This window comes from Nonomuraea sp. NPDC003709 (assembly GCF_040610775.1).
GTDB classification, from domain to species: Bacteria; Actinomycetota; Actinomycetes; order Streptosporangiales; family Streptosporangiaceae; genus Nonomuraea; species Nonomuraea angiospora_A.
On sequence record NZ_JBEXMW010000022.1, the window covers coordinates 1 to 23,273 of the forward strand.

Genomic DNA, 23,273 nt, shown 5'->3' on the forward strand with positions numbered 1-23,273 from the left:
CGGTTACATTCCGAACCCGGAAGTTAAGCTTCTCTGCGCCGATGGTACTGCACTCGGGAGGGTGTGGGAGAGTAGGTCGCCGCCGGACAATCTTTATAGAAATGGCCCCACGCCGGTGCGTGGGGCCATTTCTTGTTTTGCGGGCTAATCCGCCGCCCGCACCAGCTCGGCCAGGTGTGACCTGGGCGGCCGCGTCTCTCCCACCTTGGTGTGGCGCCCCGTCCGGGTGTCCACGCGGAAGATGATTTCGTGGAACAGCTCGGCCGTCCCGCATTTCAGCAGAACCTCCCGAGAGCCGGCCCACCGGCTGACGTCGCAACTGCTCGCCCGGTCCTTCAACGGGAGCGAGAGACGTACGTCATGGAGTGCCTTTCCGGTCCCGGTGTCGATGGTGACCAGCCGGGCCGGGCGGATGTCGGCGCCGCCCGCCGGGAAGTTCCTGGAGACGACCTGCGCGGCCTGGCCCGTCCCGTCCGGGGTCAGGGCGCCGGTCGCCTCGACGGCGCGGAGGCGGGCCGGCAGCGGCTTCGTGGTGGTCCCCGAGGCGTCCATGACCGAGAACGACTTGTCGTCCTCCACCATGAGCCTCGATCCGTCGTCGTCCAGCCGGTCCAGCCAGGAGCCCTCAGGCAGCCGCCACACCGTGCGGCCGGTGGCGACGTCCACGACAAAGCTCGGAGGCTCGTCCACGCCGTCCCAGCCCGCCACGTAGTCCACGTACAGCCAGCGCCCCTTGCCCAGCAGCGCGGGCCGGTACGCGAGCCGGTCCCCGTCCACTCCGGGCGCGGCTTCCTGGACCGCACGGACGGTTCCCCCCACCAGGTCCCGGACCACGAGGCGGCCGTCGCCGGCCCGCTGGTAGGCCAGGTAGCGGCCGTCCGCGGTCAGGTCCACGTAACCGCGCTCCACCGCGTCCGTGAGCTGCCACGTCTTCCCGCCGGACGTCACCACGGACCAGTGGGCGCACTCGTCGTGCGGCCCCTCGTCCTCGGCGTTGTCGCACAGGTACGCGTAGGCAGCGGCCTCGCCAGGAGCCGGGCGGGGCCGCTGGTCCGGAGCGCGGACGGTGGTCCACAGCGGGACCAGGGCCGCGCCGGCCGCCACCACGGCGGCGATCGCTATGAGCTTCTTCATGGCACCCCTCCATCAGGTTGGATGCCGCCGAGGTCCTAGCGGTTTTCGAGGAGGGGCTCGATGCGATAGGGGACCTGGGTGGACAGGGCGATGGTCGTGTCCGTGCGCTGCACCGCCGGGGACGCCAGGATGCTGGCGATGATCTCCTGCAGGTGTTCGGTGGTGTGCGCGACCACCCGGCACAGCAGGTCGTGCTGGCCGCTCGTACCGTGCACCTCCAGGATCTGAGGTACGGCACGCAGCGCCTCCACCGCCTCCGACAGCCGCCCCTGGGCGATCTGCAGCCACACGAACGCCAGGATGGGGTAGCCGGCGCCGGCCGGTGACACGGTCGGGCCGAAATCCTCGATCACGCCTCTCGCCGTCAGCTTCTCCACCCGGGCCTGTACGGTGCCGCGCGCCACCCCCAGCAGCCGGGCCAGCTCCGTCAGGCCGACGCGGGGATGGACGCGCATGGTCACCAGCAACCTGGCGTCGAGATCGTCCATGGCGGACCCTCCCTGAACTGTGCGATTCGAGCAGAAGATGTGAGTTTGGGGAGGCGAAATCAAGCGTATCGCGCAGCAAAACTGGTCGCTGTTGTCAAGAGAACGCGGAATTGCTGTCATTTGGAGCATGTTCGAGGAAGCACAGTACTTCGCCCCTGTCGCAGCCCAGGAGGACGGGTCGGTGGTGGTGGAGCTGGCCGCGTCTCATCCGGGGTTCGCGGACGCGGTCTACCGGGCGCGGCGGAACGCGATCGCGGGGCTGGCCGTCAACCACCGGCGGGGGACGCCCATTCCGGCGGCCGAGTACACCGAGGAGGAGCACGAGGTCTGGGCCCTGGTCACCAGGGAGCTGGCGGTCAAGCACGCCAAGTACGCCACAGCCGAGTACCTGGACGGCGCCGCGCAGTTGGGGCTGCCGAAGGAGCGGATCCCGCAACTCGAAGAGGTCTCGCGGCTGCTGGAGCCGCTGACCGGGTTCCGGTATCTGCCCGCCGCGGGGCTGGTGCCGCTGCGCGACTTCTACGGGGTGCTGGCCGACGGGTTCTTCCACTCGACGCAGTACATCCGGCACCACTCCGTGCCCTTCTACACGCCGGAGCCCGACGTCGTCCACGAGGTGATCGGCCATGCCAACGCGCTGGCCGCCCCCCGGTACGCCGCCCTGTACCACCTGGCGGGGCAGGCCGCGCGGCGGGTGGAGTCCGAGGAGGCGCTGGAGTTCGTGTCGAAGGTCTTCTGGTTCACGATGGAGTTCGGGGTCATGGCGGAAGGAGGCGAGCTCAGAGCGTACGGAGCGGGGATCCTCTCGTCGTACGGGGAGATCGAGGAGTTCCGCGGCATGGACGTCAGGCCGCTGGACCTATCCGCCATGGGGACGACGCACTACGACATCACGAAATATCAGGACGTGCTGTTCCGGGCCGAGTCCCTCCAGCACCTGGAGGATGTCGTAGGGGACTTCTGGGCCACGTGCGACGACGATGCGATCGCGAAATTGATCGCCGCCGACATCTAGCGGCCTGTCACGATTTTTCGTGATAATGCGTCAATGATCGCGGGCCGCGGCCAGGCGATACCACGAGCGGTCATCGCCCTCGCCCTGCTCACAGCTCTCTTACCGACGCCTGCCCGGGTCCGGGCACAGCCGCCCGCTCCCGCCCGGCGGGAAGCGGTCCTGGGCGTACGCGAGGCGGCCTTCGGGGCGCGGCTGGAGCAGGTCGCGGCCGAGGAGAACCTGGCGCCGATCCCGGCCGAGCGGATCGGCAAGCGGCTCGACCACTACCTCGCGGGCCGGTCCGGGCAGGTCACCGCCATGGTCAAGGATCTGACGACCGGCCGGCTCTACCGCTACCACCCGGGCGAGCGCCTGATCACCGCCAGCACGGCCAAGGTGCAGATCCTCATGGCGCTGCTGCTGCGGACCTCGTGGAAGAGGCTGCCGGCGGCCGTCCGGCACGACGCCGACATCATGATCCGCTACAGCGACAACCACGCCGCCGACCGCCTCTGGTCACGCATCGGCGGCGCGCCCGGCTTCACCAAGGCAGGCAGGAAGCTGGGCCTCAAACACACCCAGGGCGTCCCAGGCGAGTGCGTTGACCTGTATTGCTGGGGAATCACCCGAACGTCGGTGGACGACCAGATCCGCCTCATGCGGGCCCTGGTGTCCGGCAAGAGCCCGCTGAAGGCCAAGGACCGCGATCAGGTGCTGAAGCTCATGGGTCACGTCGTGGCGGGCCAGAACTGGGGCATCAGCGCCGCCGCGTGCGCGGGCAACCGCGTGGCGCTGAAGAACGGCTGGCTCAAGCACGTCTCGAACAAGCTCTGGGCCACGGTCAGCGTGGGCCTGATCAGGGGCGACGGCCACGCCTACGCCGTTGCCGTACTCACCGAGGGAAGTCCCGAGGTGGGGTACGGCATAGCGACGGTCGAAGGCGTGACGAAGCGGATTATGCAGGACTTCCGGACGTGCCAGGCGTGACCAGGCGGTAGCCGACGCCCCGGACGGTCTGGATGAGCTGGTCGTCCTCGTCGCCCAGCCGGGCGCGCAGGCGTTTGACGTGCACCGCGATCGTGTTCGTCGAGGTGTTGGCCGCGGCGTGCCACACGTGGCGCATGATCTGCTCGCGGGTCACCGTGCGATCGGCGTTGCGCATCAGGTAGTGCAGTAATTCGAACTCCCGCAGGGGCAGGTGGACCGCTCGCCCGCCCACCCGTACCTGGTAGGCCTGCACGTCCAGCTCGACCCCGCCCACGGCGAGCACCTGGCGCCCGCCGGGCGAGGCCGCCTGGATGAACGGCAGCAGCTCCGCCACCCGGTAGGGCCGGGCCACGCAGGCGGCCGCGCCGGCGGCGAGCGCGCGTACCGCCTGCTCGGCGTGGCCCTCGCCGACGCCGAGCAGGACGGGTACGGCGCGCGCCAGCCGTACCGCGCGGACGAACTCCACCGCGTCTATGACCGGCAGCGTGGCCGAGACGAGCACCACGTCAGGCTGCAGGGCTCCCGCCTGGAGAAGGCCCTGAGCCCCGTCGGGCGTGCCTGTGACGGACACGCCCTCCCGTTCGAGCGCCGTGGCGAGGTCTTCCACGACCGCGCCGTCGGGGTCGGCGATGAGCAGTACGGGCTTCGTCCGCGCGTCCCCGATCACCGTGGATGCCGCCTGCTGTTGGGTCATCAGCCGAAGCGCCCCGTGATGTAATCCTCTGTTGCCTTCTGGGACGGGTTGGTGAACATGCGGGACGTCTCGTCCATCTCGATCACCTTGCCGGGCTTGCCCTGCTCGGCGAGGTTGAAGAACGCGGTCCTGTCGCTCACCCGGGCGGCCTGCTGCATGTTGTGGGTGACGATGACGATCGTGTACTCGTCCTTGAGCTTGGCCATCAGGTCCTCGATGGCCAGCGTGGAGATCGGGTCGAGCGCCGAGCACGGCTCGTCCATCAGCAGGACCTGCGGCTTGACCGCGATGGCCCGGGCGATGCAGAGACGCTGCTGCTGACCGCCCGACAGGCCGGCGCCCGGCTTGTTCAGGCGGTCCTTGACCTCGTTCCAGAGGTTGGCGCCCTTGAGCGACTCCTCCACGACCCCGTCGAGCTGCGACTTGCCGACCCGGCCGTTGAGCTTGAGGCCGGCGGCCACGTTCTCGTAGATCGACATCGTGGGGAACGGGTTGGGGCGCTGGAAGACCATGCCGATCATCCGGCGCACCGAGACGGGCGCGACGGTGGGGGCGTACAGGTCCTCGCCGTCGAGCAGGACCTTGCCATCCACCCGGGCGCCCGGGATCACTTCGTGCATGCGGTTGAGCGTGCGCAGGAACGTCGACTTGCCGCACCCGGACGGGCCGATGAACGCGGTGATCGAACGGGGTTCGATGGTCATCGACACGTCCTCGATCGCCTTGTGCGACCCGTAGTACGCGTCGAGACCCGAGACCTGGATCTGCTTGGACATTGCGGCGGTTACCCCCTATCGGCCCCTGGCGGGCGCACGCCACCAGGCGATCAGGCGCGCCACCAGGTTGAGCAGCATGACGATCAGGATGAGCGTGAGGGCGCCGGTCCACGCCCGGTCGATGGCGGTGTCGTTCGGGCGGGCCGCCTGGTCGAACACGAAGAGCGGCAGGCCCATCTGCGGTCCGGTGAACGGATCGTTGTTGATGGAGTTGGTGAAGAACACCGTCATCAGCAGCGGCGCGGTCTCGCCGGCGACGCGGGCCACGGCCAGCATGACGCCGGTGACGATGCCGGTGAGCGCCGTCGGCAGCACGACCTTCATGATCGTGCGCCACTTGGCCACACCCAGCGCGTACGAGGCCTCTCGCAGGTCGTTGGGCACGAGCCGGAGCATTTCCTCGGCCGATCTGACCACGGTCGGCATCATCAGGATCGACAGCGCGAGCGCGCCCGCCCAGCCGGAGAACTGGAAGCCCAGGACGAGGATCCAGAACGCGAAGACGAACAGACCGGAGACGACCGAGGGAATGCCGGTCATGACGTCCACGAAGAAGCTGATCGACCGGCTCAGCCGGCCGCCGTTGCCGTACTCGACCAGGTAGATCGCGGTGAGCAGGCCGATGGGGACCGAGACGGCCGAGGCGAGCAGGACCTGCTCCAGCGTCCCGATGATCGCGTGGTACGCGCCGCCGCCCGCGTCACGGGCGCCGATGCCGCGCATCGAGTGGGTCAGGAACTCGAGGTCGAAGCGGGCCAGGCCGTTGGAGATGACCAGCCAGAGCACCGAGATGAGCGGCACGACGGCCAGCCCGAACGCCAGGTAGACCAGCCCCTGGACGATCTTGTCCTTGACCCGGCGGCTGGTCGAGATGTGCTGGATTGCTGTCATGCGCCGGCCCTCGAGTACTCTTTGCGGCGGTTGATGATCAGGCGCGCTCCCATGTTCACCAGCAGGGTGATGACGAACAGCACCAGACCGGAGGCGATCAGCGCCCCGCGGCCGATCTGGGTCGCCTCGCCGAAGCCGTTGGCGATGTTCGCCGCGATGCTGTTGGCGTGGGGCGTCAGGATCTCGAAGGTGATGTCGAAGGTCGCGGGGAAGATCAGCGCGACCGCGATGGTCTCGCCCATGGCGCGGCCGAGGCCGAGCATGGCGGCGCTGATGACGCCCGGGCGGCCGAACGGCAGCACGGCCATCCTGATCATCTCCCAGCGGGTGGCGCCGAGCGCCAGGGCCGCCTCTTCGTTCATCTTCGGAGCCTGGAGGAACACCTCACGCGAGATCGCCGCGATGATCGGCAGGATCATGATCGCCAGCACGATCGAGCCCGCGAGCATGGTCTTGCCGCCGATGGCGCCCTCTCCGGCGAACAGCGGGAACCAGCCGAAGGTCTCGTTGAGCCACTGGGACGGCTCTCGGATCAGCGGCACCAGGAACGCCAGGCCCCACAGGCCGTAGACCACACTGGGCACGGCGGCGAGCAGGTCGACCAGGTAGCCGAGCCCCGAGGCCAGGCGGCGGGGCGCGTAGTGGGAGATGAACAGCGCGACGCCGACCGCGATCGGGGTGGCGATGACGAGCGCGAGTGTCGAGCTGAGGACGGTCCCGAACGCCAGGGCGGCGATGCCGAACACCTTCTGGCCGTTGGGGTCCCAGGTCAGCTCGAAGAAGAAGGACGCCTTGTTCGCCTGCAGGGCGGGGATCGCCTCGCTGATGAGGAACACGGCGATGGCCGCCATGATCGCCAGCAGGAGGACGCCCGCCGCCGTGGAGAGGAAGCGGAAGGGGCCTTCACCATGGCTGCGCCGCGAGGCGGACCGGCTCATGGCCGGTCCGCCGTCACGGGTCTTCAGATCGTTGGCCATCGGCGGCTAGGAGATCGCCTCGACAGCGGTGCGGACCTTGGTGAGCAGGTCGCCGGCCAGCGGGGCGTAGCCCAGCTCCTTCAGGGCCGCCTGACCCTCGTCACTGGCGGTGTAGGTGAGGAAGCCCTTGACCAGCTTCGTCTCCTCCGCCGACAGGCCCTTCTCGCAGGTGATCTCGTAGGTCACCAGGACGATCGGGTAGGCGCCCGGGGTCTTGGTGGCGTAGTCGATCGACAGGGCGAGGTCGTTGCCGGTGCCCTTGATCGTGGCGGTCTCGATCGTCTTCGCCGCGCTCTCGGGGGTGAGCTCGACGAACTCGTTGGCGCCGTTGGAGACCTTGGCCTTCTGCAGCGACGAGTTCTCGGCGTAGGAGAGCTCGACGTAGCTGATCGCGCCCTCGGTGTCCTTCACGGAGGAGGCGATGCCGTCGGAGCCCTTGGCGCCCTGGCCCTTGGCCTCGGCGGGCCACGCCTTGGCGGGCTCGTAGGCCCAGCCGGCGGTGGCCTTGAGGAACTTGGTGAAGTTGTCGCTGGTGCCCGACTCGTCCGAGCGGTGGAACGCCTGGATCGGGGTGGAGGGCAGCTTGGCGCTGGGGTTGTCCGCCTTGATCGCGGCGTCGTCCCACTTGGTGATCTTGCTGTCGAAGATGCCGCCGAGGGTCTTCGGCGACAGCTGCAGGCCCTCGACGCCGGGCAGGTTGTAGACCACCGCGATGGGGCCGGTCACCATCGGGATGTTGATGGCCTTGCCGGTCTTGCAACGGGCGTCGGCCTGCGCGGGCTGGTCATCCTTCAGCGCCGAGTCGGAGCCGGCGAAGGCCACCGTGCCCTGGATGAACGCCTGCACACCCGCGCCGGAGCCGCTGGGCTGGTAGTTGAGGGTGACACCGGGGTTCGTGGCCGTGAAGTTCTTCGTCCACTCGGTGATCGCGTTGGCCTGGGCCGAGGAGCCCGCGGCGTTGATCGTACCGCTCAGACCATTGTCATTGCCCGCGGCGGGTGCACTGGCGGAGGTCGTGCTGCCAGCGGGGGCATTGTTGTCTGTGCCGCACGCAGCGAGGGAGAGCGCGCCGACGACGGCTACGGCGGCGAGCCGGCCTGCATACTTCACGGTTGGGTTTCCTCCCACTTGGTCCTTAGTCGCCATGAAAGCTATGCACCGAAGGTGACCGCAGCCCCCTGACAAGGGTGAACGTTCGGTGAACGGGCCCGGTCGCCCCCATGATGGGAGTTATGACTTATCGCGTATGCCTGGTGTGCATGGGCAACATCTGCCGATCCCCCATGGCGGAGGTGGTGCTCCGCCAGACGCTCGCCGAGCGCGGGCTGGGCGACCGCGTCACCGTGGAGAGCGCCGGAACCGGCGGTTGGCACGCCGGGGACCCCATGGACGAGCGGGCACTGGCCATCCTCGGACAGCACGGCTACGACGGCTCGGCGCACCGGGCCCGGCAGTTCACCAAGGACTGGTTCGACCGGTACGACCTGGTGCTGGCCATGGACCAGGACAACCTCGCCAATCTGCGGCGGATGGCGCCGGTGGGGGCGGAGGTGCGGCTGTTCCGGTCGTTCGATCCCGCGGCGGAGGAGGGGGCCGAGGTGCCCGATCCGTACTACGGGGGCCCCGAGGGCTTCGAGGAGGTGCTCGCGCTGGTCGAGTCGGCCTCCGAGGGGCTGGCCAAGCACATCGCCGATGAGATCGGCTGATGAACTGGACAGCGGAACTCGGCTCGTCGCACGGCCGGCGGCTGCTGAAGGGTGTGCTGGACGACGGGCGTGAGGTGTTCGCCAAGACCGGGGCCGCCTCCGAGGTGTTCGCCTCGGAGGCGGCCGGGCTGCGGTGGCTGGGGGAGGCCGCCGTGGTGCCCGAGGTGGTGGAGGTGGGGCCCGATCGGCTGGTGTTGTCATGGGTACGCGAGGAGGCGCCCAGCGCGGCGGCGGCCGAGCGGTTCGGGCGTTCGCTGGCCCGGCTGCACCGGGCGGGGGCGGCCGGCTTCGGCGCGCCGTGGCCGGGGTTCATCGCCGACCTGCCGATGGACAACTCGCCCTGCTCGGACTGGCCCGGCTTCTACGCCTCCCGGCGGGTGCTGCCGTTCCTGCGGCAGGCGCGGCTGCCTGCTTCGGACGCGGCGCTGGTCGAGCGGGCCGTGGAGAGGTTCGCCGAGGTCGCGGGGCCTGCGGAGCCGCCGGCGCGGATCCATGGGGACCTGTGGAACGGGAACGTGCTGTGGTCGGGCGGGTCGGGCGTGCTGATCGATCCGGCGGCCCATGGCGGGCATCGGGAGACCGATCTGGCCATGCTGGCGCTGTTCGGGCTGCCGTACCTCGATCGGGTGCTGGGGGCGTACCAGGAGGAGTTTCCGCCGGCGGAGGGGTGGCGGGGGCGGGTGCCGCTGCACCAGCTGCATCCGCTGCTCGTTCATGTGGTGTTGTTCGGAGGGTCCTATCGTGACGGGCTGATGAACGCGGTCCGGGCCGTGCTCGCGCTCTAGCCGTTCTTGCGCTTGCGGTAGGCGCGTTGCTGGCAGGCGCGGGAGCAGTAGACGCGGGGGCGGCCGGACGGCGCCGGCTCCAGCGGGGTGCCACACTCGGGGCATCCTGAGCTTTCATCACGACTTTCGTCACGCTCTCGGATGAGGGCCTCGACGCCGTCGAGCTGGCGGCGCAGGCCGAACTCGAACGAGTCCTCGGGGTGGTCCCAGCCGCCCTCCGTCCAGAGACGGGAAAGGGTGGGGAAACTGTTGAGGCGCTCGTAGAGGGCGTCGCGGCTGCCCCACCAGTCCTGCTCGGACACGCCGCTGCGGCGCTCCTCGCGCCGGGTCTCGACCAGGGTCAGCGCCTCGGCGTCCACGAACCGGCCCAGCATGCCCACGACGGCGATCACCTCGGAAGGGCGCAGGCTGGTGCCGGTGAGGGTGCTCAGCGTGTGCTCGTAGTAGGCGATGGCGTTGGGGCCGGGAAGGTGGCGGGTGCCGCGTACCTCGGCCAGCCATGGGTGCCGCCGGCGCAGTTGCCAGCCCTGCCTGGCCGCGGCCTCCAGCCGCATCCGCCACCCCTGCCCTGTCTCGGGCTCTTCGGGGGTGTTTGCCCGTTCGCTGTAGGCCTCGTCGACCATCAGGTCCACGAGCTGGTCGCGGCCGGGGACGTGGCGGTAGAGGGACATGGTCGTGAACCCGAGCCGGTCGGCGACCTTGCGCATCGACAGGCCCTCCAGGCCCTCCGCGTCGGCGATCTCGATGGCGGCCCGCACGATCCTGCCCAGGCTCAGGCCGGGCCGCGGCTCGCGATCCTGCTCCCCCCAGAGCAGTTCGACTTCGGGGTCGGTTGTCATGTCGCCTCCTCTTGTTTATGGTGTCTACTACGTGTACGGCATAAACAGCAAAGGCGGTCTGTGATGTTCCACTTCCACGTCGCACCCTCAGGCGACGACTCGGGTCCCGGCTCGGCCGACCACCCGTTCGCCACCCTCGAACGCGCGCGCTCCGCGGCCCGCGAGGTGGCCGGCGGCGCCAACGTACACCTCCGGGGCGGGATCCACGTGCTGACGGAGCCGTTCTCGCTCGGCGAGGCCGACTCCGGGACGGTGTACCAGGCGCACGGGTACGGCACTCCCGAGCAGGAGGAGGCGGTGGTGAGCGGCGGCCGGCCGATCACGGGGTGGCAGGTGCGGGACGGCGTCTGGACGGCGGAGGTCGGCGACCTCGACACCCGCCAGCTCTACGTGGACGGCCGCCGGGCCGAGCGCGCCTGGATCGCCGGCCTGCCCGGCGACGCTCGGGCGACCGCCACCGGTTACGTCACGGACGAGCCGCTCGGGTGGCGGAGCCCGGGGGACGTCGAGTTCGTCCACCGGGGGGTCTATCCGTGGACCGAGGCGCGCTGCGGGGTGGCGTCGGTGTCCGGGGACACGGTGGTCACGATGGCGCAGCCGGCGTTCGGGTGGGCCGCCGAGCTGTACAACTCGGTCTGGGCGGGGCAGACGTCGAGCGGTCCGGGGCTGCCGACCAGGATCGAGAACGACCCGAGCTTCCTGCGCGAGCCCGGGACCTTCGTGCTCGACCGCTCGCGGCCCGGGCGCCACGTGCTGCTCTACCTGCCCCTCCCCGGGGAGGATCCCGCTCGTACGCGGGTGGTGGCGGCGGTCCTGGAGACGCTGCTGAGCGTGGCGGGGGCGCGGGACGTGGCGTTCAAGGGACTGGTGTTCGCGGACGCGACGTGGCTGCGGCCGAGCCGCCCGGAGGGGTTCCTGCACTATCACGGGAACGGCTACTACGAGGGCGGCGGTGTCGAGACGGCGGTGCTCGGCGAGGGCGCATCCGTGACGTATCCGACCGCGTCCGTGACGATTCCCGCGTGCGTGACGTTCGAGGACGCGGTCGGGGCGGAGATCGAGGGCTGCCGGTTCACCCGGCTCGGGGCGACGGGGCTTGGGGTTTCCGGCGGCGCCGAGGTCGTGGTGCGGACCTGCGACTTCGACACCCTGTCGGGCGGCGGCATCGTGATGTCCGGGACGCGGAACGCCTCTGTCGAGGACAACAAGGTTCACCACATCGGGCTCGAATACAGCGGCTCACCGGGAATCGGCGTGACGGGCACGTACGGATGCGTCGTCGCCAACAACGAGGTCACGGACGTCCCGCACTGCGGCATCACCGTCGGCCCAGGGGAGGGGACCCAGGTCCTGCGCAACCTCACCGTGGACACCATGGGGACGCTGGCCGACGGGGGTGGCATCTACCTGTCCGGGGTGCAGGGTGACTCGGCTGACAACCAGGCCCTGGTCCAGGGGAACGTCATCAAGGACACGCGGACGCCGTACAACTTCGGGCTCTACACCGACTACGGCGCCTCGTGGGTGACGGTCGAGGGGAACGTCGTCATGCGGGCCGACAACACCTCCGTCCTGGAGGTCGGGCCGCCGCTGGAGAACGTGATCTACCGGGGCAACTTCTGGGACGCCGACCCCATCGGCCACGACAACCCGCCGAGCGGGGTCCGTTACGAGGACAACGTGACGATCAAGGACGGCGCCGCGCTGGACGCCGCCACCGCCGCCATCCAGTCCCGGGCGGGACTCAGGAGATGATCGAGGTGCCGTTGAGGCGGTCGATCACCTCGGTGTGCAGGATGCCGTTCGTGCAGACCAGGCTGCCGCCCTCCAGGCCCTTCACGCCGGAGACGTCGGTCCACTTGCCGCCGGCCTCTTCGACGATCACGGTGAGCGCCGCCATGTCCCACGGCGACAGCTCGGGCTCGGCCGACAGGTCCACCGATCCCTCGGCGACCATCATGTGCGACCAGAAGTCGCCGTAGGCCCGGGTGCGCCAGCAGGCTCGGCTGAGGTCGAGGAAGTTGTCGAGCTTGCCCGTCTTCTCCCATCCGCCGAAGCTGGAGTACGAGAACGACGCGTCCTCCAGGCGCGACACGGAGGACACCCGCATCCGGGACGCCTTCGTCAGGCTCTTGCCGGTCCACGCGCCGCCCTCGGTCGCCGCCCACCACCGGCGGCCCAGAGCGGGGGCCGACACCAGGCCGACGACGACCCTGCCGTACTCCATGAGCGCGATCAGGGTCGCCCAGACGGGGACGCCGCGCACGTAGTTCTTCGTGCCGTCGATGGGGTCGATGATCCACGAACGGGCGCCCCAGCCGGTCTTCCCGAACTCCTCGCCCACCACGGCGTCGCGCGGCCTGGCGCGGCGCAGCGTACCCCGGATGGCCTCCTCCACGGTGCGGTCGGCATCGCTGACCGGCGTCAGATCGGGCTTGGTGTCGACCTTGAGATCGACCGCCTTGAACCGCCGCATGGTCAGGTCATCGGCGGCGTCCGCCATGACGTGGGCCAGCCGGAGATCATCGTTGTAACCCTGCACGGTCGCCCACGCTACCGTGTCCGCCATACAGAACATCAGTCACCAACGCCCCTTTTCTGGTAACGGTGTCCATCTCGCGCGTGTCGCCACCGCCCCAAACGACGGAACGGCGACGACGCGGGGCTGGGGTGAGGTGGTGCTGGGCTGGCCGGCGGTGCGCGGCGGTGCGACGGTCGGTGTGGCGGCGGTGCGTGGCGGTGCGTGGCGGTGCGTGGCGGTGCGATGGTCGGTGTGGCGGCGGTGCGGGGCAGGACGGCGGCGATGGCGTGGCGGTGTGGAGTGCGATGGTGCGGTGCGGGCCGTGGCGCACTCTCGGCGGGCGGCGTGGCCGGTGACGATGGCACCGAAGCCCTTCGACCGCCGACCGCGCGAGTGGCGGGCAGGCAGCGCCTCCGGGAGCGCCGTGGCCAGCGCGCAAGGGGACGTCGGCGGTCTCGGCGGGCGCGTTGCGTTGTGCGCCGCTGCACGGCGTCTCACCGGCCGGGTGCCCGGTGGTGGGGTGCGGGGTGGCTGGACGGTCAGACGCCTCCGGGAGCGCGTGGCCAATGCGTTAGGGGGATGTCTGCGGTCTCGGCGGGTGCGTCCTGGTCGGTGCGTGGAGGTCTGCGCGGCGTCGCCGGGTGGGCCGGGGGCTCTGGTTGGGGGTCAGGGGGTGTCGTCGAGGGTGCCTTCGCGGCTGGAGAGGAGGCGGCGGAGGGATTTGAGGCGGGCGGGATCGGCGTTGCCGGCGGCGACCCAGGCGTCCAGAGCACACTCCGGGCCCAGGTGTGTGCAGCCCTTCGGGCAGTCGACCGTGCCCTCCACCAGGTCCGGGAAGGCGGCCAGGACCGTTTCCATGGACACGTGGGCCAGGCCGAAGCTGCGTACGCCCGGGGTGTCGATGATCCAGCCGCTTTCCGGCAGCTCCAGCGCCACGGCCGAGGTGGAGGTGTGGCGGCCGCGGCCCGTTACGGCGTTGACCTGGGAGACGGCGCGGTTGGCGTCCGGGACCAGGGCGTTGACCAGGGTGGACTTGCCGACGCCCGAGTGGCCGACCAGGACGCTGACGCGGCCCTTCAGGTGGTCGCGGAGCTCCTCCAGGGAGCCGCCCTTGTGCACGACGACGTGGGGGACGCCCAGCGGCTCGTAGAGGGCCACCAGCTCGTCGGGCGGGGCGAGGTCGGACTTGGTGAGGCAGAGCAGGGTGTCGATCTCGGCGTCGAACGCGGCCACCAGGATGCGGTCGATCATGCGGGGCCGGGGCGGCGGGTCGGCCAGGGCGGTGACGATGACGAGCTGGTCGGCGTTGGCCACGACCGGGCGCTCGATGCCGTCGGTGTCTTCGGTGTCGTCGGCCGAGCGGCGCAGCATCGACGTGCGGGGCTCCACGCGGACAACCCTGGCCAGCGTGTCGGGGCGGCCCGAGACGTCGCCGACGAGGGCCACCCGGTCACCCACCACGATGCCCTTGCGGCCCAGCTCGCGGGCCTTCATGGCCACCACCAGGCGCCGCTGCGGCTGCTGCTTGCGTTTCTGCGCGGACCCCTTCGGGCGTTCGGGCTCGACCAGCGTCGTGTAGCGGCCGCGGTCCACGGCCACCACGAAGCCCTGCACGGCGTCCTCGTGCGCAGGACGGATCCGGGTCCGCGGCCTGGAGCCCTTGCCCGGCCTGACCCGTACGTCGTCCTCGTCGTACTCCCGCTTCTTCAGCGGTCTGCTCCCATGTCCTCGCTCGCTTTCGCTCGATGACCTGCGCGGTCGCCCCCGGTCAGGCCGGAGACGCGTCGTCGGCCGGCCGGTGCTGATGGGGGATCGGACGCCGCCGCGGGCAGGCCGGGATGGCGCCGTGCTGCTGGATCTTTTCCTCGCCATACAGGCGGCGGACCCTCACGGACCGCCCTTTTCCGACGTGCCCGGCGTTTCCGGTGCGAAACCCGCACCCGAGGGCAGGCGCCGCCGGGTCACCGGGCCTCCAACATGCCGTCCCACATCCGGACGAACTCCGGCAGGGTCTTGGCGGTCGTCGCGATGTTCTCCACCTCCACGCCGGGCACCCTGAGGCCGATCACGGCTCCGGCCGTGGCCATGCGGTGGTCGTCGTAGCTGTGGAAGGTGCCGCCGTGCAGCGGGCGGGGGCGGATGATCAGGCCGTCGGCGGTCTCCTCCGCGTCGCCGCCCAGCTGGTTGATCTCGGTGGCGAGCGCGGCCAGTCGGTCGGTCTCGTGGCCGCGCAGGTGAGCGATGCCCCGGATGCGGCTCGGCGTGGTCGCGAGCGCGGCGAGGGCGGCGATGGTGGGGGTCAGCTCGCCCACCTCGTGGAGGTCGGCGTCGATGCCGGTGATCTCGCCCGTGGGCCGCCCCGTGACCACCAGGTCGGCTCCGTCGGGGGAGCGGGTCACGGTGGCGCCCATCGCGGTGAGGAGGCCGCGCAGGGCGTCGCCGGGCTGCGTGGTGCGCTCCGGCCAGGTGGGGATCGTCACGGTGCCGCCCGTGACCAGGGCGGCGGCCAGGAACGGGGCCGCGTTGGACAGGTCGGGCTCCACCGTCATGTCTCTGGCCGCGATCGGGCCGGGCTCGACGCGCCACACGTCGGACTCGCTGTCGTCGACCGTGACGCCCGCCGCCCTGAGCATCTCCACAGTCATCTCGATGTGCGGCTGCGAGGGCACCGGCGGGCCGACATGGCGGATCGTGATGCCCTTCTCGAACCGCGCCGCCGTCAGCAGCAGCCCCGACACGAACTGCGACGAGCCCGACGCGTCCAGCGTGACCTCGCCGCCCGCCAGCGGCCCGCTGATCGTGAACGGCAGCGCGTCGTTGTCGATCCTGGCGCCCAGCGAGCGCAGGGCGTCGAGGATGGGGCCCATCGGGCGCTTGCGCGCGTGCGGGTCGCCGTCGAAGGCGACCGGGCCGTCGGCCAGGGCGGCCACCGGCGGGACGAACCGCATGACCGTGCCGGCCAGGCCCGCGTCGATGCTCGCGCCGCCCCGGATCGGGCCCGGCGTCACGTGCCAGTCGACCCCCGCGGCGCTCTCGTCGGCGGGCTCCAGGGTGGCGCCCAGGGCCCGCAGGGCCGACGCCATCAGGTCCGCGTCGCGGCTGCGCAGCGCCCGGCGCACGACGCCGGGGCCGTCGGCGAGCGCGGCCAGGACGAGCGCGCGGTTGGTCACCGACTTGGAGCCGGGCAGCGGGACGGTGGCGGTGACCGGAGAGGTCGCCGTGGGCGCGGGCCAGTGCGGCGTGGTCGGCGTGGGCGTGGTCGGAGCGGGCATGGTCAAAGAGTACTGGGAGTGGTAGGGCGAGGGTCACAGCCTGTGGACGGCGTCTCGCGTGCCGTCGCACCTGTGGACAACGCCGGTCATCAGGTGTGCCGGCGGGAGTGGGTCTTCTGTTTTTGTGGACGCCCCGAGGCGGGCAGGCGAGCGGAGGCCGTACCGTACGTGGCAGTGTGGGGTTATGTGCGGTAGATACGCGTCGGCGCGCAAGAAACACGAGTTGCTCGAGGAGTTCGAGGTCGAGCAGGACGGCGACCCCGACACGGAGCTCGGGGCCGACTACAACGTCGCGCCGACCAAGAACGTCTACGCCGTGCTGAGCCGGGTGCCCAAGGAGGCCCAGCGGGCGGTGCGGCAGCTCAGGGTCGTGAAGTGGGGCCTGGTGCCCGCCTGGGCGAAGGACCCGTCGATCGGGTCCCGGCTGATCAACGCCAGGATCGAGACGGTGGCCGAGAAGCCGTCGTTCCGGCAGGCGTTCGCCAAGCGCAGATGCCTGCTCCCGGCCGACGGCTATTTCGAGTGGATGCCGGTCGAAGGCGAGAAGAAAAAGAAACAGCCGTACTTCATCCATCCCGAGGACGGCGGGGTGCTGGCGATGGCGGGCCTGTACGAGTTCTGGAAAGACCCGTCCCGGGCCGATGACGATCCTCTCAAATGGCTGGTGACCTGCACCGTCATCACCACGGACGCCGAAGACGAACTCGGCCGCATCCACGACAGGATGCCCATGATGATCGAGCGCGAACGCTGGGCCGAGTGGCTCGACCCCAAGGTCACCGACGTGGGGCAGGCCACTCGGCTGCTGGTGCCCGCCGAGCAGGGGCGGCTCACGGCGTATCCGGTCTCCACGGACGTCAACAACGTCAGAAACAATGGCCCGGACCTCATCAAACCTCTACCGGAAGAGGAGGAAACCGCACTTTTCTAAAGGTGTAAGAAGCACGGTAAGTGGGCATCCGGTGAGGAAAGCGATGCATCCGTTTACTCGGTGTCACCGCCATAAATGCCCCTAATTGCACCGGGCGGGACAACCGGGGAGTCCTAGCCGCGGGCTGCCGTGATTCACCCGGAGGTGCGGATTCGTGGACGTCACGACCGCTCGTGAGCGGCTGGAAGACATGCTCGCGGAACTGGACCGATCGATCGGGGTCCTCCAGGGCGACCCCGTCGCCGTGCGCGAGCACTCGGCGGCCGACGCAGGTTCTGACCTGACCGACGCCGATCGGGCCCAGGCCATGCTGACCGTGGCCACATCACAGCGGCGCGCCGTGGTCGAGGCCATCAAGCGCCTGGAACAAGGCGTGTACGGCCGGTGCCTCGACTGCGCCAAGCCGGTGCCGGAAGGGCGGCTGGAGGCCCGTCCGGAGGCCGCGCGGTGCGTGCAGTGCCAGGGCAAGCGGGAGCGGCGCCGCTGAGCGAGCCGGGATGCCGCCGGACACGAAGAACGGCGGCACACCTCTCTACAGCCAGGCGGAGTCAGCTTTTGCGGCAGCTGGCGACCAGATGGATGCCGACCGTGTCGTCGTCGTCCGGATGGGCCTCCAGCTCCGTACGGACCAGGTAGTTGAGCGCGCGTGCGTCGGCCCCGAGCACGTGGTCGACCGTGGACGGGGACAGCACCGTGCGCGGCCGCATCCACTCCACCTCGAGCCCGGCGCCTACCAGCAGCTCGCGCAGCTGCCCGCTGCTGAAGCACCGCGTGATGCTGCCGTCCGGCCACGGCACGAGCATGACCTCGCCGGTCTGCCGCAGGTGCTGCCACTGCTCCTGCTCGGCCAGGATCGCCATGCCCAGCACCAGCGAGTCGACGCACACCAGCGCACGCCCGCCGGGCCGCAGGACCCTGGCCACGTCGCTCATCGCCGACTCGGCCATCAGCTCGATCGACATCACGCGTTCCTCGGCGAGCACGGCGTCCACGCTCGCGTCCGGCAGGAACGCCAGATCGTCGGCGCGTACGTGCCGGACCCGGTCGGCGTCCCGCAGGCCGGACCGCCCGTCGACGGTGCGGCGGAAGTCGAGCACCTCGATCACCTTGTGCCCTGCCCTGGCCACCTGGCCGGACCAACGCCCGCGGCCACCGGAGAGATCGAGGACGACGGAGGGTTGGCCGGGGAGCCAGCGGTTGAGTTGTTCGGCGGCGACGGCGCGGTAGAAGGTCCAGTACGGCCCAAGCGTCCCTGAGCCGTTCAGTTCCTCGGCCGGAATGGGCAGCACACGCGACTCCTGAGTTCCGGGTAAAGGGCTACCAGCCGGTACGTATGGACGTTCCCCGCACCGGGTCCTTCGTACCTTCTATCTTGCGGGAACAGACAAGTGCGCGGGCGTGTTGCGACGAGCATGCTCACTATGGCAAGACCCCTCCCCACTGACCGGCAAGGCACCGGCCAGCGGGTATCCTCCCCTGAGTACGGTGTTCCGCAACAGCTGGCCACCGGTGATCTTAGGGGGGTGGGTCCGGTGCCCGCGACAGGCGCGGAGACGCTGGAGCAGCGAAGCGAGCGATTCGAGCGCGACGTCATGCCGTATCTCGAGCAGCTCTACTCCGCCGCGCTCCGGATGACCCGGAATCCCGCGGACGCGGAGGACCTGCTGCAGGAGACCTTCGCCAAGGCGTTCGCGTCGTTCCACCAGTTCCAGCAGGGCACCAACCTCAAGGCGTGGCTCTACCGGATCCTGACGAACACGTTCATCAACAGCTACCGCAAGAAGCAGCGCGAGCCGAAGCAGTCCGGCACGGAGGAGATCGAGGACTGGCAGCTCGCGCGGGCGGAGTCGCACACCTCGAGCGGGCTGAAGTCGGCCGAGGTCGAGGCGCTCGAGCATCTGCCCGACGGCGACATCAAGCAGGCGCTGGCGGCCCTGCCGGAGGAGTTCAGGATCGCGGTCTACCTGGCCGACGTCGAGGGCTTCCCCTATAAAGAGATCGCCGACATCATGGGCACTCCGATCGGCACCGTGATGTCGAGGCTGCACAGAGGACGCAGGCAGCTCCGGGGCCTCCTTGAGGACTATGCTCGTGAGCGGGGTCTGGTCCCGGCGGAGGGATCGAAATGAGCTGTGGCAACCCGCATGACACCGACTGTCGCGAAGTGCTCGACAAGGTCTACGCCTATCTCGACGGCGAGCTGACCGAGACCGACATCGTCGAGATCCGCGTGCATCTCGACGAATGCGGCCCGTGCCTCCAGGAATACGACCTGGACAAGGCGATCAAGGCGCTCGTGCACAAGCACTGCGGCTGCGACCCGGTCCCCGGCGATCTGCGCTCCAAAGTGCTCGCCCGCATCGCACAGGTGAGAGCCGAGCTGGCCGACTAGGATTCCCCCATGCGCGTGTTGGTCACCGGGGGTGCCGGGTTCATCGGGTCCAATCTCGTCGATCGTCTCCTCGCCGAGGGGCATGAGGTCGACGTGGTCGACGACCTGTCATCGGGGTCCAGGGAAAACCTGGCAGAGGCCACCTCCAGCGACCATTTCCGGCTGCACGTGCTCGACGTGCTCGACCCCGCGCTGACCGGCCTGGTCGCGGAGCTGCAGCCGGAGGTCGTCTGCCATCTGGCCGCGCAGATCAGCGTGCGCAAGAGCGTGGCCGAGCCCAGGCGCGACGCCCGGATCAACGTCGAGGGCACCGCGTCCGTGCTCGCCGCGGCCCACGAAGGGCGGGCCCGCAAGGTGCTGTTCGCCTCGTCCGTGGCCGTCTACGGCAGGCCCGGCACGATCCCCGTGCCCGGAGGCGCGCCCACCGACCCGCGCTCGCCGTACGCCGCGTCGAAGCTGAGCGGCGAGACGTACCTCGCCGCGTTCCGCGCGCTCCACGGCATCGAATACACCACTCTGGTGCTCTCCAACGTCTACGGCCCGCGCCAGTCGCCCGAGGGCGAGGCGGGCGTGGTGTCGATCTTCACCGACGCGCTGCTCGGCGGCACGCCCACGGTCGTCTACGGCGACGGCACCCAGACCCGCGACTACGTCTACGTCGAGGACGTGGTCGACGGCTTCGTCCAGGCGCTCGGGCAGCGCGGCGACGGCCAAAGGTTCAACCTCGGCACCGGCATCCAGACCACCGACCGCCGCCTCCACTCGCTCATCGCCGACGCGGCGGGCGCCCAAGACAAGCCCGGGTTCGCGCCGCCGCGCGTGGGCGACCTGCCCGCGATGGCGGTCGATCCGGTGCCGGCCCACGAAGGGCTCGGCTGGCAGCCGCGTACGGACCTGCCGACAGGTGTGAAGAAAACAGTCGAATGGGCCCGAAATCGTCGCGTGAAGTAGTGGCTTGATTACGCTTTGCTTGCGATTTCCGACTCCGCCCATGCGGCGACGTCGTCTTCTGTAGCGTTGAACCCCAGAACTCGACGTGGAGGCATGTGGATGTTCAAGTCTATGGTCGCCCGACTGCTCACGGCCGTCGTCATGCTCACTCCTGTGGTCATGCTGATCGCTGGGGGAGTGCTTCCCCCAGGGGTGTCCTGGACCTGATGTCCGTAGGGGGCCGCAATGCGTGATCTGCCGTGGCCTGCAAGGGTCTATCTGTTCGCCGTGATCGGCGCGGCGGTCGCTCTCATGGTGCGCAGCGTCATGATCTCCGGGGCTCCCGTGGCCCCGGAGGACCTCGACGTCCTTCTCGTGCTCGCCCTGCTGTTCCTGGTGTGCGAGTCGATGCCGACGCTGCTCAACGTGGAGCAGTTCGCGGTGTCGGTCAGCTTCTCCGCCTCGCTGGCGGCGGTGGTGCTGATCGGGCCCGACGGCGCGGCGCTGGTGGGGCTGACCGCGATGGTGAGCGTGCGGCCCGGGCTGCCGCTGATCAAGCGGCTGTTCAACGGGGCGCAGTTCGCCATCTGCGGCTACGCGTCCGGGTGGGTCTACGAGGCGCTCCACGGTCAGGTCGGCGTGCCCCAGGTCAACGCCTTCGACGATCTCATCGGCCCCTACGCCGCCGCTATGGCGGTCTTCGTGCCGCTCAACATCGTGCTCACGCTGACCATGATCGGGCTGGCCACGCGGGTGCGGGCCACGGAGGTGCCGCTGCGCGGCATGGCCCAGTTCCTGCTGTCCTATCTCGGGTACGGCACGTTCGGGCTGCTGGTGGCCGGGCTCTGGGCGACCGTGCAGTCGATCTCGGCCGTGCTGGTGCTGCTGCCGCTGTTCGTGGCGCGGTGGGCGTTCGGCCAGTATCACGCGCAGCAGCGCTCGTACGACGCCACGATCGCCGCGCTCTGCCAGGCCGTCGAGACCAAGGACTACTACACCCGGGGCCACTGCACGCGGGTCTCGCTCGCCTCCTCCATGATCGCTCAGGAGATCGGCATGGGTCCCGAGCGCGTACGGGCCATCCGCTACGCGGGCATGCTGCACGACGTGGGCAAGCTCGGGGTGCCCACCAAGGTGCTGCAGAAGGACGGGCCGCTCACCGAGGAGGAGTTCGCCGCGATCCAGCTCCACCCCATGCGGGGCCTGGAGATCGTACGCGGCATCGGCTTCCTCGACGAGGCCTACGCCGGGATCATGCACCACCACGAGCGCCACGACGGCACCGGCTACCCGATGGGGCTGGCAGGTGACGAGATCCCCGAGTTCGCCAAGGTCATCGCGGTGGCCGACGCGTTCGACTCGATGACCTCCGACCGCTCCTACCGGGGCGCCAGGCCTGTCCCGGAGGCGCTCGAGGAGCTGCGCAAGACCGCGGGCACCCACTTCGACCCGGTCATGGTCGCGGCCTTCATCCGGGTGCTCGACCGGGAGCCGTGGCAGCCGCCGCGCAAGGTCGAGGCGCCGCCGCCCGACGAGACCCCGATCAAGGACCACGACGACCCGACCATGCCCATCGAGGTCGTGACCGGACAATGATCACCACGGAGCGCCCGAGGCGCGCAGAACGCTCTGCGAACACGGTCTTCCGCCGGCTCGACTCCGGCCAGCTGCTGCTCATCTGCGCGGCGGGGCTGGTCGCGATCGCCGGCGTCGCCCACACCGCGGCCGTCGGGCTCGATCGCACGGAGATCGCGGTCGGGTTCGGGGCGCTGATCGCGGTCGGCGAGCTGGCCAGGCTCACCATGCCGGGCAACAGGGAGGTCGCGCCCATCGGCGCCGCCGCCGCGCTGGGCTACACGCTGCTGCTCGACCTCAGCCAAAACCCGCTGCGCCACTCGGCCCTGCAGGTGGTCGCCGTGATCGCGGTCGGCATGGCGGCCGGCGCGCTCCCGCACCTGGCGGTCGGCCGCCCGCCGCGGCTGGACGCGATGGCGCGGCGGCTGCTCACCGGCGCGCTGCTGGCCTTCGCGTTCCGGCCGCTGGCCGACCCGCTCTACCTGCTGACCAAGCCGCCGACCAGCACCTGGTGGCCGGCCCTCGCGGTGATGGTCACGCTCATCGCGATCACCTTGCTGATCGACGTGCTGATCGCCGCGCTGCTGCGGGCCGAGCGGCTGCGCACCTCGTTCCGGGTGGCCGTGCGCGACGAGGTCAACATGGCCTTCCCGCTGGGCGCGGCCGTGGCCTCGTCGGGCGTGCTGCTCGCGCTGGCCACGCACAGCATGGACCTGGTGGCGCTGCTGGTGTTCGCGGCGCCGCTGCTGGTCACGCAGGTGGCCTTCAGGAAGTACGCCGGGATCCGCGCCACCTACCTGCAGACCGTACGCGCGCTGTCGCGGGTCACGGAGGTCGGCGGCTATGTCGAGCCCGGCCATTCGCGCCGGGTGAGCCGCCTGGCCGTGGCGATCGGCAGAGAGCTGGGCATGTCCGAGCCCGAGCTGCTGGAGCTGGAGTACGCCTCGCTGATGCACGACATCGGCCAGCTCTCGCTGCGCGACCCGATCCCCGGCGGCGCCACCGTCCTCACCGAGCCCGACCAGGCGCGGCGCATCGCCGAGCTGGGCGCCGAGGTGATCAGGCAGACCGGCGTGCTCGACCGGGTGGCCGACGTGGTGCGGCGCCAGTGCGATCCGATCACCGACGACCCGCCCCTGTCGAGCCGCATCATCAAGGTCGCCAACGCCTACGACGACCTGGTGGGGCCCTCGACCGACCGCGACCGCGCGGGGGCAGCGCTGGAGCGCATCCGGCTGTCGTCGGGCAGCGCGTACGATCCTCACGCGATCGAGGCGCTCACCCGGGTGATCGACCGCGGGCGGGTCTAGCCCGTACGGAATTGTGGGGTTCCTACAGATCATGATCGCCGGATCGGTGGTTTAGGGGGAAGGAGCCGCGG

The 23,273-nt window shown here is 70.0% G+C and carries 24 protein-coding genes and 1 rRNA gene; 13 read left to right on the plus strand and 12 right to left on the minus strand.

Annotated elements, in window-relative coordinates:
• Nucleotides 1-88, plus strand: a 5S ribosomal RNA gene (gene rrf / locus ABZX61_RS47570); the annotation flags it as partial.
• Nucleotides 89-144: 56 nt separating this feature from the next.
• Here rrf and ABZX61_RS47575 read toward each other — a convergent pair.
• Both ABZX61_RS47575 and ABZX61_RS47580 read right to left on the minus strand, forming a co-directional pair.
• Entirely contained in the window at nt 145-1,134 is a 990-nt protein-coding gene (locus ABZX61_RS47575) for a hypothetical protein (protein WP_355205061.1), read from the minus strand.
• Between the two features lie 35 nt (nt 1,135-1,169).
• Nucleotides 1,170-1,622 (minus strand): Lrp/AsnC family transcriptional regulator, encoded by a 453-nt coding sequence (locus ABZX61_RS47580; protein ID WP_355205063.1) that lies wholly within the window; start codon nt 1,620-1,622, stop codon nt 1,170-1,172.
• A 127-nt stretch (nt 1,623-1,749) separates the two neighbouring features.
• Here ABZX61_RS47580 and ABZX61_RS47585 point away from each other — a divergent pair, with 127 nt between their 5' ends.
• Together ABZX61_RS47585 and ABZX61_RS47590 are read left to right on the plus strand one after the other, a co-directional pair.
• Nucleotides 1,750-2,637 (plus strand): phenylalanine 4-monooxygenase, encoded by an 888-nt coding sequence (locus ABZX61_RS47585; protein WP_350729239.1) that lies wholly within the window; start codon nt 1,750-1,752, stop codon nt 2,635-2,637.
• Nucleotides 2,638-2,670: 33 nt separating this feature from the next.
• Nucleotides 2,671-3,603 (plus strand): serine hydrolase, encoded by a 933-nt coding sequence (locus ABZX61_RS47590; protein ID WP_355205066.1) that lies wholly within the window; start codon nt 2,671-2,673, stop codon nt 3,601-3,603.
• Here ABZX61_RS47590 and ABZX61_RS47595 read toward each other — a convergent pair.
• From ABZX61_RS47595 to pstS, 5 genes are read right to left on the minus strand one after another with little or no spacing between them, the layout of a single operon-like run.
• A complete protein-coding gene (locus tag ABZX61_RS47595; protein WP_355205069.1) occupies nt 3,572-4,297 on the minus strand; it encodes a response regulator transcription factor in 726 nt (241 codons plus the stop codon). The two genes, ABZX61_RS47590 and ABZX61_RS47595, sit on opposite strands and share 32 nt — an antisense overlap.
• Nucleotides 4,297-5,073 carry a phosphate ABC transporter ATP-binding protein PstB gene (gene pstB, locus ABZX61_RS47600; RefSeq protein WP_350729245.1) on the minus strand — a complete coding sequence of 259 codons (777 nt, stop codon included), beginning with the start codon at nt 5,071-5,073 and terminating at the stop codon, nt 4,297-4,299. The genes ABZX61_RS47595 and pstB overlap by 1 nt, the downstream gene beginning before the upstream one ends.
• 15 nt (nt 5,074-5,088) lie before the next feature.
• Nucleotides 5,089-5,964, minus strand: a complete 876-nt coding sequence (gene pstA / locus ABZX61_RS47605; RefSeq protein ID WP_350729247.1) for a phosphate ABC transporter permease PstA — start codon at nt 5,962-5,964, stop codon at nt 5,089-5,091.
• On the minus strand, nt 5,961-6,941 hold the full coding sequence (gene pstC / locus ABZX61_RS47610) for a phosphate ABC transporter permease subunit PstC (protein ID WP_355205072.1): 981 nt from the start codon (nt 6,939-6,941) through the stop codon (nt 5,961-5,963). The genes pstA and pstC overlap by 4 nt, the downstream gene beginning before the upstream one ends.
• A 6-nt stretch (nt 6,942-6,947) precedes the next feature.
• Nucleotides 6,948-8,051 carry a phosphate ABC transporter substrate-binding protein PstS gene (gene pstS / locus ABZX61_RS47615; RefSeq protein ID WP_350729250.1) on the minus strand — a complete coding sequence of 368 codons (1,104 nt, stop codon included), beginning with the start codon at nt 8,049-8,051 and terminating at the stop codon, nt 6,948-6,950.
• Nucleotides 8,052-8,173: 122 nt separating this feature from the next.
• Between pstS and ABZX61_RS47620 the strand changes: the two genes are divergently transcribed.
• A complete protein-coding gene (locus ABZX61_RS47620; protein ID WP_350729252.1) occupies nt 8,174-8,647 on the plus strand; it encodes a low molecular weight protein-tyrosine-phosphatase in 474 nt (157 codons plus the stop codon).
• Entirely contained in the window at nt 8,647-9,432 is a 786-nt protein-coding gene (locus tag ABZX61_RS47625; RefSeq protein ID WP_355205076.1) for a fructosamine kinase family protein, read from the plus strand. Before ABZX61_RS47620 ends, ABZX61_RS47625 begins: the two co-directional genes overlap by 1 nt.
• Here ABZX61_RS47625 and ABZX61_RS47630 read toward each other — a convergent pair.
• The gene (locus ABZX61_RS47630) at nt 9,429-10,271 is read right to left on the minus strand and encodes a TetR/AcrR family transcriptional regulator (protein ID WP_355205079.1); all 843 of its coding nucleotides are present in this window, start codon (nt 10,269-10,271) and stop codon (nt 9,429-9,431) included. The genes ABZX61_RS47625 and ABZX61_RS47630 overlap by 4 nt on opposite strands.
• Nucleotides 10,272-10,334: 63 nt before the next feature.
• Here ABZX61_RS47630 and ABZX61_RS47635 point away from each other — a divergent pair, with 63 nt between their 5' ends.
• Nucleotides 10,335-12,026: a right-handed parallel beta-helix repeat-containing protein gene (locus tag ABZX61_RS47635; RefSeq protein ID WP_355205082.1), complete on the plus strand. Its 1,692-nt coding sequence runs from the start codon at nt 10,335-10,337 to the stop codon at nt 12,024-12,026.
• Here ABZX61_RS47635 and hisN read toward each other — a convergent pair.
• From hisN to aroA, 3 genes are all read right to left on the minus strand, one after another.
• The gene (gene hisN / locus ABZX61_RS47640) at nt 12,016-12,813 is read right to left on the minus strand and encodes a histidinol-phosphatase (protein ID WP_355205514.1); all 798 of its coding nucleotides are present in this window, start codon (nt 12,811-12,813) and stop codon (nt 12,016-12,018) included. The two genes, ABZX61_RS47635 and hisN, sit on opposite strands and share 11 nt — an antisense overlap.
• Nucleotides 12,814-13,458: 645 nt before the next feature.
• Nucleotides 13,459-14,502, minus strand: a complete 1,044-nt coding sequence (gene rsgA, locus ABZX61_RS47645) for a ribosome small subunit-dependent GTPase A (RefSeq protein ID WP_355205517.1) — start codon at nt 14,500-14,502, stop codon at nt 13,459-13,461.
• A 251-nt stretch (nt 14,503-14,753) separates the two neighbouring features.
• On the minus strand, nt 14,754-16,064 hold the full coding sequence (gene aroA / locus ABZX61_RS47650; RefSeq protein ID WP_355205084.1) for a 3-phosphoshikimate 1-carboxyvinyltransferase: 1,311 nt from the start codon (nt 16,062-16,064) through the stop codon (nt 14,754-14,756).
• Nucleotides 16,065-16,248: 184 nt separating this feature from the next.
• Between aroA and ABZX61_RS47655 the strand changes: the two genes are divergently transcribed.
• Nucleotides 16,249-16,995 (plus strand): SOS response-associated peptidase, encoded by a 747-nt coding sequence (locus ABZX61_RS47655; RefSeq protein WP_350729260.1) that lies wholly within the window; start codon nt 16,249-16,251, stop codon nt 16,993-16,995.
• Nucleotides 16,996-17,149: 154 nt separating this feature from the next.
• On the plus strand, nt 17,150-17,482 hold the full coding sequence (locus tag ABZX61_RS47660) for a TraR/DksA C4-type zinc finger protein (RefSeq protein ID WP_350729262.1): 333 nt from the start codon (nt 17,150-17,152) through the stop codon (nt 17,480-17,482).
• 61 nt (nt 17,483-17,543) lie between these two features.
• Here ABZX61_RS47660 and ABZX61_RS47665 read toward each other — a convergent pair whose 3' ends face one another.
• Nucleotides 17,544-18,284, minus strand: coding sequence for a methyltransferase domain-containing protein (locus ABZX61_RS47665; protein WP_350729264.1), 741 nt, complete (start codon nt 18,282-18,284; stop codon nt 17,544-17,546).
• A gap of 234 nt (nt 18,285-18,518) precedes the next feature.
• Here ABZX61_RS47665 and ABZX61_RS47670 point away from each other — a divergent pair, with 234 nt between their 5' ends.
• The 5 genes from ABZX61_RS47670 to ABZX61_RS47690 all read left to right on the plus strand — a co-directional run bounded on the left by ABZX61_RS47670 (nt 18,519) and on the right by ABZX61_RS47690 (nt 23,202).
• On the plus strand, nt 18,519-19,124 hold the full coding sequence (locus tag ABZX61_RS47670) for a sigma-70 family RNA polymerase sigma factor (protein ID WP_043624264.1): 606 nt from the start codon (nt 18,519-18,521) through the stop codon (nt 19,122-19,124).
• Entirely contained in the window at nt 19,121-19,387 is a 267-nt protein-coding gene (gene rsrA, locus ABZX61_RS47675; protein WP_350729266.1) for a mycothiol system anti-sigma-R factor, read from the plus strand. The genes ABZX61_RS47670 and rsrA overlap by 4 nt, the downstream gene beginning before the upstream one ends.
• Nucleotides 19,388-19,396: 9 nt before the next feature.
• Nucleotides 19,397-20,338: an NAD-dependent epimerase/dehydratase family protein gene (locus tag ABZX61_RS47680; RefSeq protein ID WP_355205089.1), complete on the plus strand. Its 942-nt coding sequence runs from the start codon at nt 19,397-19,399 to the stop codon at nt 20,336-20,338.
• Between the two features lie 225 nt (nt 20,339-20,563).
• On the plus strand, nt 20,564-21,913 hold the full coding sequence (locus ABZX61_RS47685; RefSeq protein WP_355205092.1) for an HD-GYP domain-containing protein: 1,350 nt from the start codon (nt 20,564-20,566) through the stop codon (nt 21,911-21,913).
• Entirely contained in the window at nt 21,910-23,202 is a 1,293-nt protein-coding gene (locus ABZX61_RS47690) for an HD domain-containing phosphohydrolase (RefSeq protein WP_350729270.1), read from the plus strand. The genes ABZX61_RS47685 and ABZX61_RS47690 overlap by 4 nt, the downstream gene beginning before the upstream one ends.
• Nucleotides 23,203-23,273: the final 71 nt, after the last annotated feature.

Excerpts from the sequence above, each read along its gene's own strand:
- rsrA (WP_350729266.1), top strand. The coding sequence starts at position 19,121 with ATGAGCTGTGGCAACCCGCATGACACCGACTGTCGCGAAGTGCTCGAC.
- ABZX61_RS47620 (WP_350729252.1), top strand. The coding sequence starts at position 8,174 with ATGACTTATCGCGTATGCCTGGTGTGCATGGGCAACATCTGCCGATCC.
- ABZX61_RS47680 (WP_355205089.1), top strand. The coding sequence starts at position 19,397 with ATGCGCGTGTTGGTCACCGGGGGTGCCGGGTTCATCGGGTCCAATCTC.
- ABZX61_RS47625 (WP_355205076.1), top strand. The coding sequence starts at position 8,647 with ATGAACTGGACAGCGGAACTCGGCTCGTCGCACGGCCGGCGGCTGCTG.
- ABZX61_RS47630 (WP_355205079.1), bottom strand. The coding sequence starts at position 10,271 with ATGACAACCGACCCCGAAGTCGAACTGCTCTGGGGGGAGCAGGATCGC.
- pstB (WP_350729245.1), bottom strand. The coding sequence starts at position 5,073 with ATGTCCAAGCAGATCCAGGTCTCGGGTCTCGACGCGTACTACGGGTCG.
- ABZX61_RS47685 (WP_355205092.1), top strand. The coding sequence starts at position 20,564 with ATGCGTGATCTGCCGTGGCCTGCAAGGGTCTATCTGTTCGCCGTGATC.
- ABZX61_RS47580 (WP_355205063.1), bottom strand. The coding sequence starts at position 1,622 with ATGGACGATCTCGACGCCAGGTTGCTGGTGACCATGCGCGTCCATCCC.
- ABZX61_RS47635 (WP_355205082.1), top strand. The coding sequence starts at position 10,335 with ATGTTCCACTTCCACGTCGCACCCTCAGGCGACGACTCGGGTCCCGGC.
- ABZX61_RS47595 (WP_355205069.1), bottom strand. The coding sequence starts at position 4,297 with ATGACCCAACAGCAGGCGGCATCCACGGTGATCGGGGACGCGCGGACG.
- ABZX61_RS47655 (WP_350729260.1), top strand. The coding sequence starts at position 16,249 with ATGTGCGGTAGATACGCGTCGGCGCGCAAGAAACACGAGTTGCTCGAG.
- ABZX61_RS47585 (WP_350729239.1), top strand. The coding sequence starts at position 1,750 with ATGTTCGAGGAAGCACAGTACTTCGCCCCTGTCGCAGCCCAGGAGGAC.
- ABZX61_RS47590 (WP_355205066.1), top strand. The coding sequence starts at position 2,671 with ATGATCGCGGGCCGCGGCCAGGCGATACCACGAGCGGTCATCGCCCTC.
- aroA (WP_355205084.1), bottom strand. The coding sequence starts at position 16,064 with ATGCCCGCTCCGACCACGCCCACGCCGACCACGCCGCACTGGCCCGCG.
- ABZX61_RS47690 (WP_350729270.1), top strand. The coding sequence starts at position 21,910 with ATGATCACCACGGAGCGCCCGAGGCGCGCAGAACGCTCTGCGAACACG.
- pstC (WP_355205072.1), bottom strand. The coding sequence starts at position 6,941 with ATGGCCAACGATCTGAAGACCCGTGACGGCGGACCGGCCATGAGCCGG.
- ABZX61_RS47575 (WP_355205061.1), bottom strand. The coding sequence starts at position 1,134 with ATGAAGAAGCTCATAGCGATCGCCGCCGTGGTGGCGGCCGGCGCGGCC.
- pstA (WP_350729247.1), bottom strand. The coding sequence starts at position 5,964 with ATGACAGCAATCCAGCACATCTCGACCAGCCGCCGGGTCAAGGACAAG.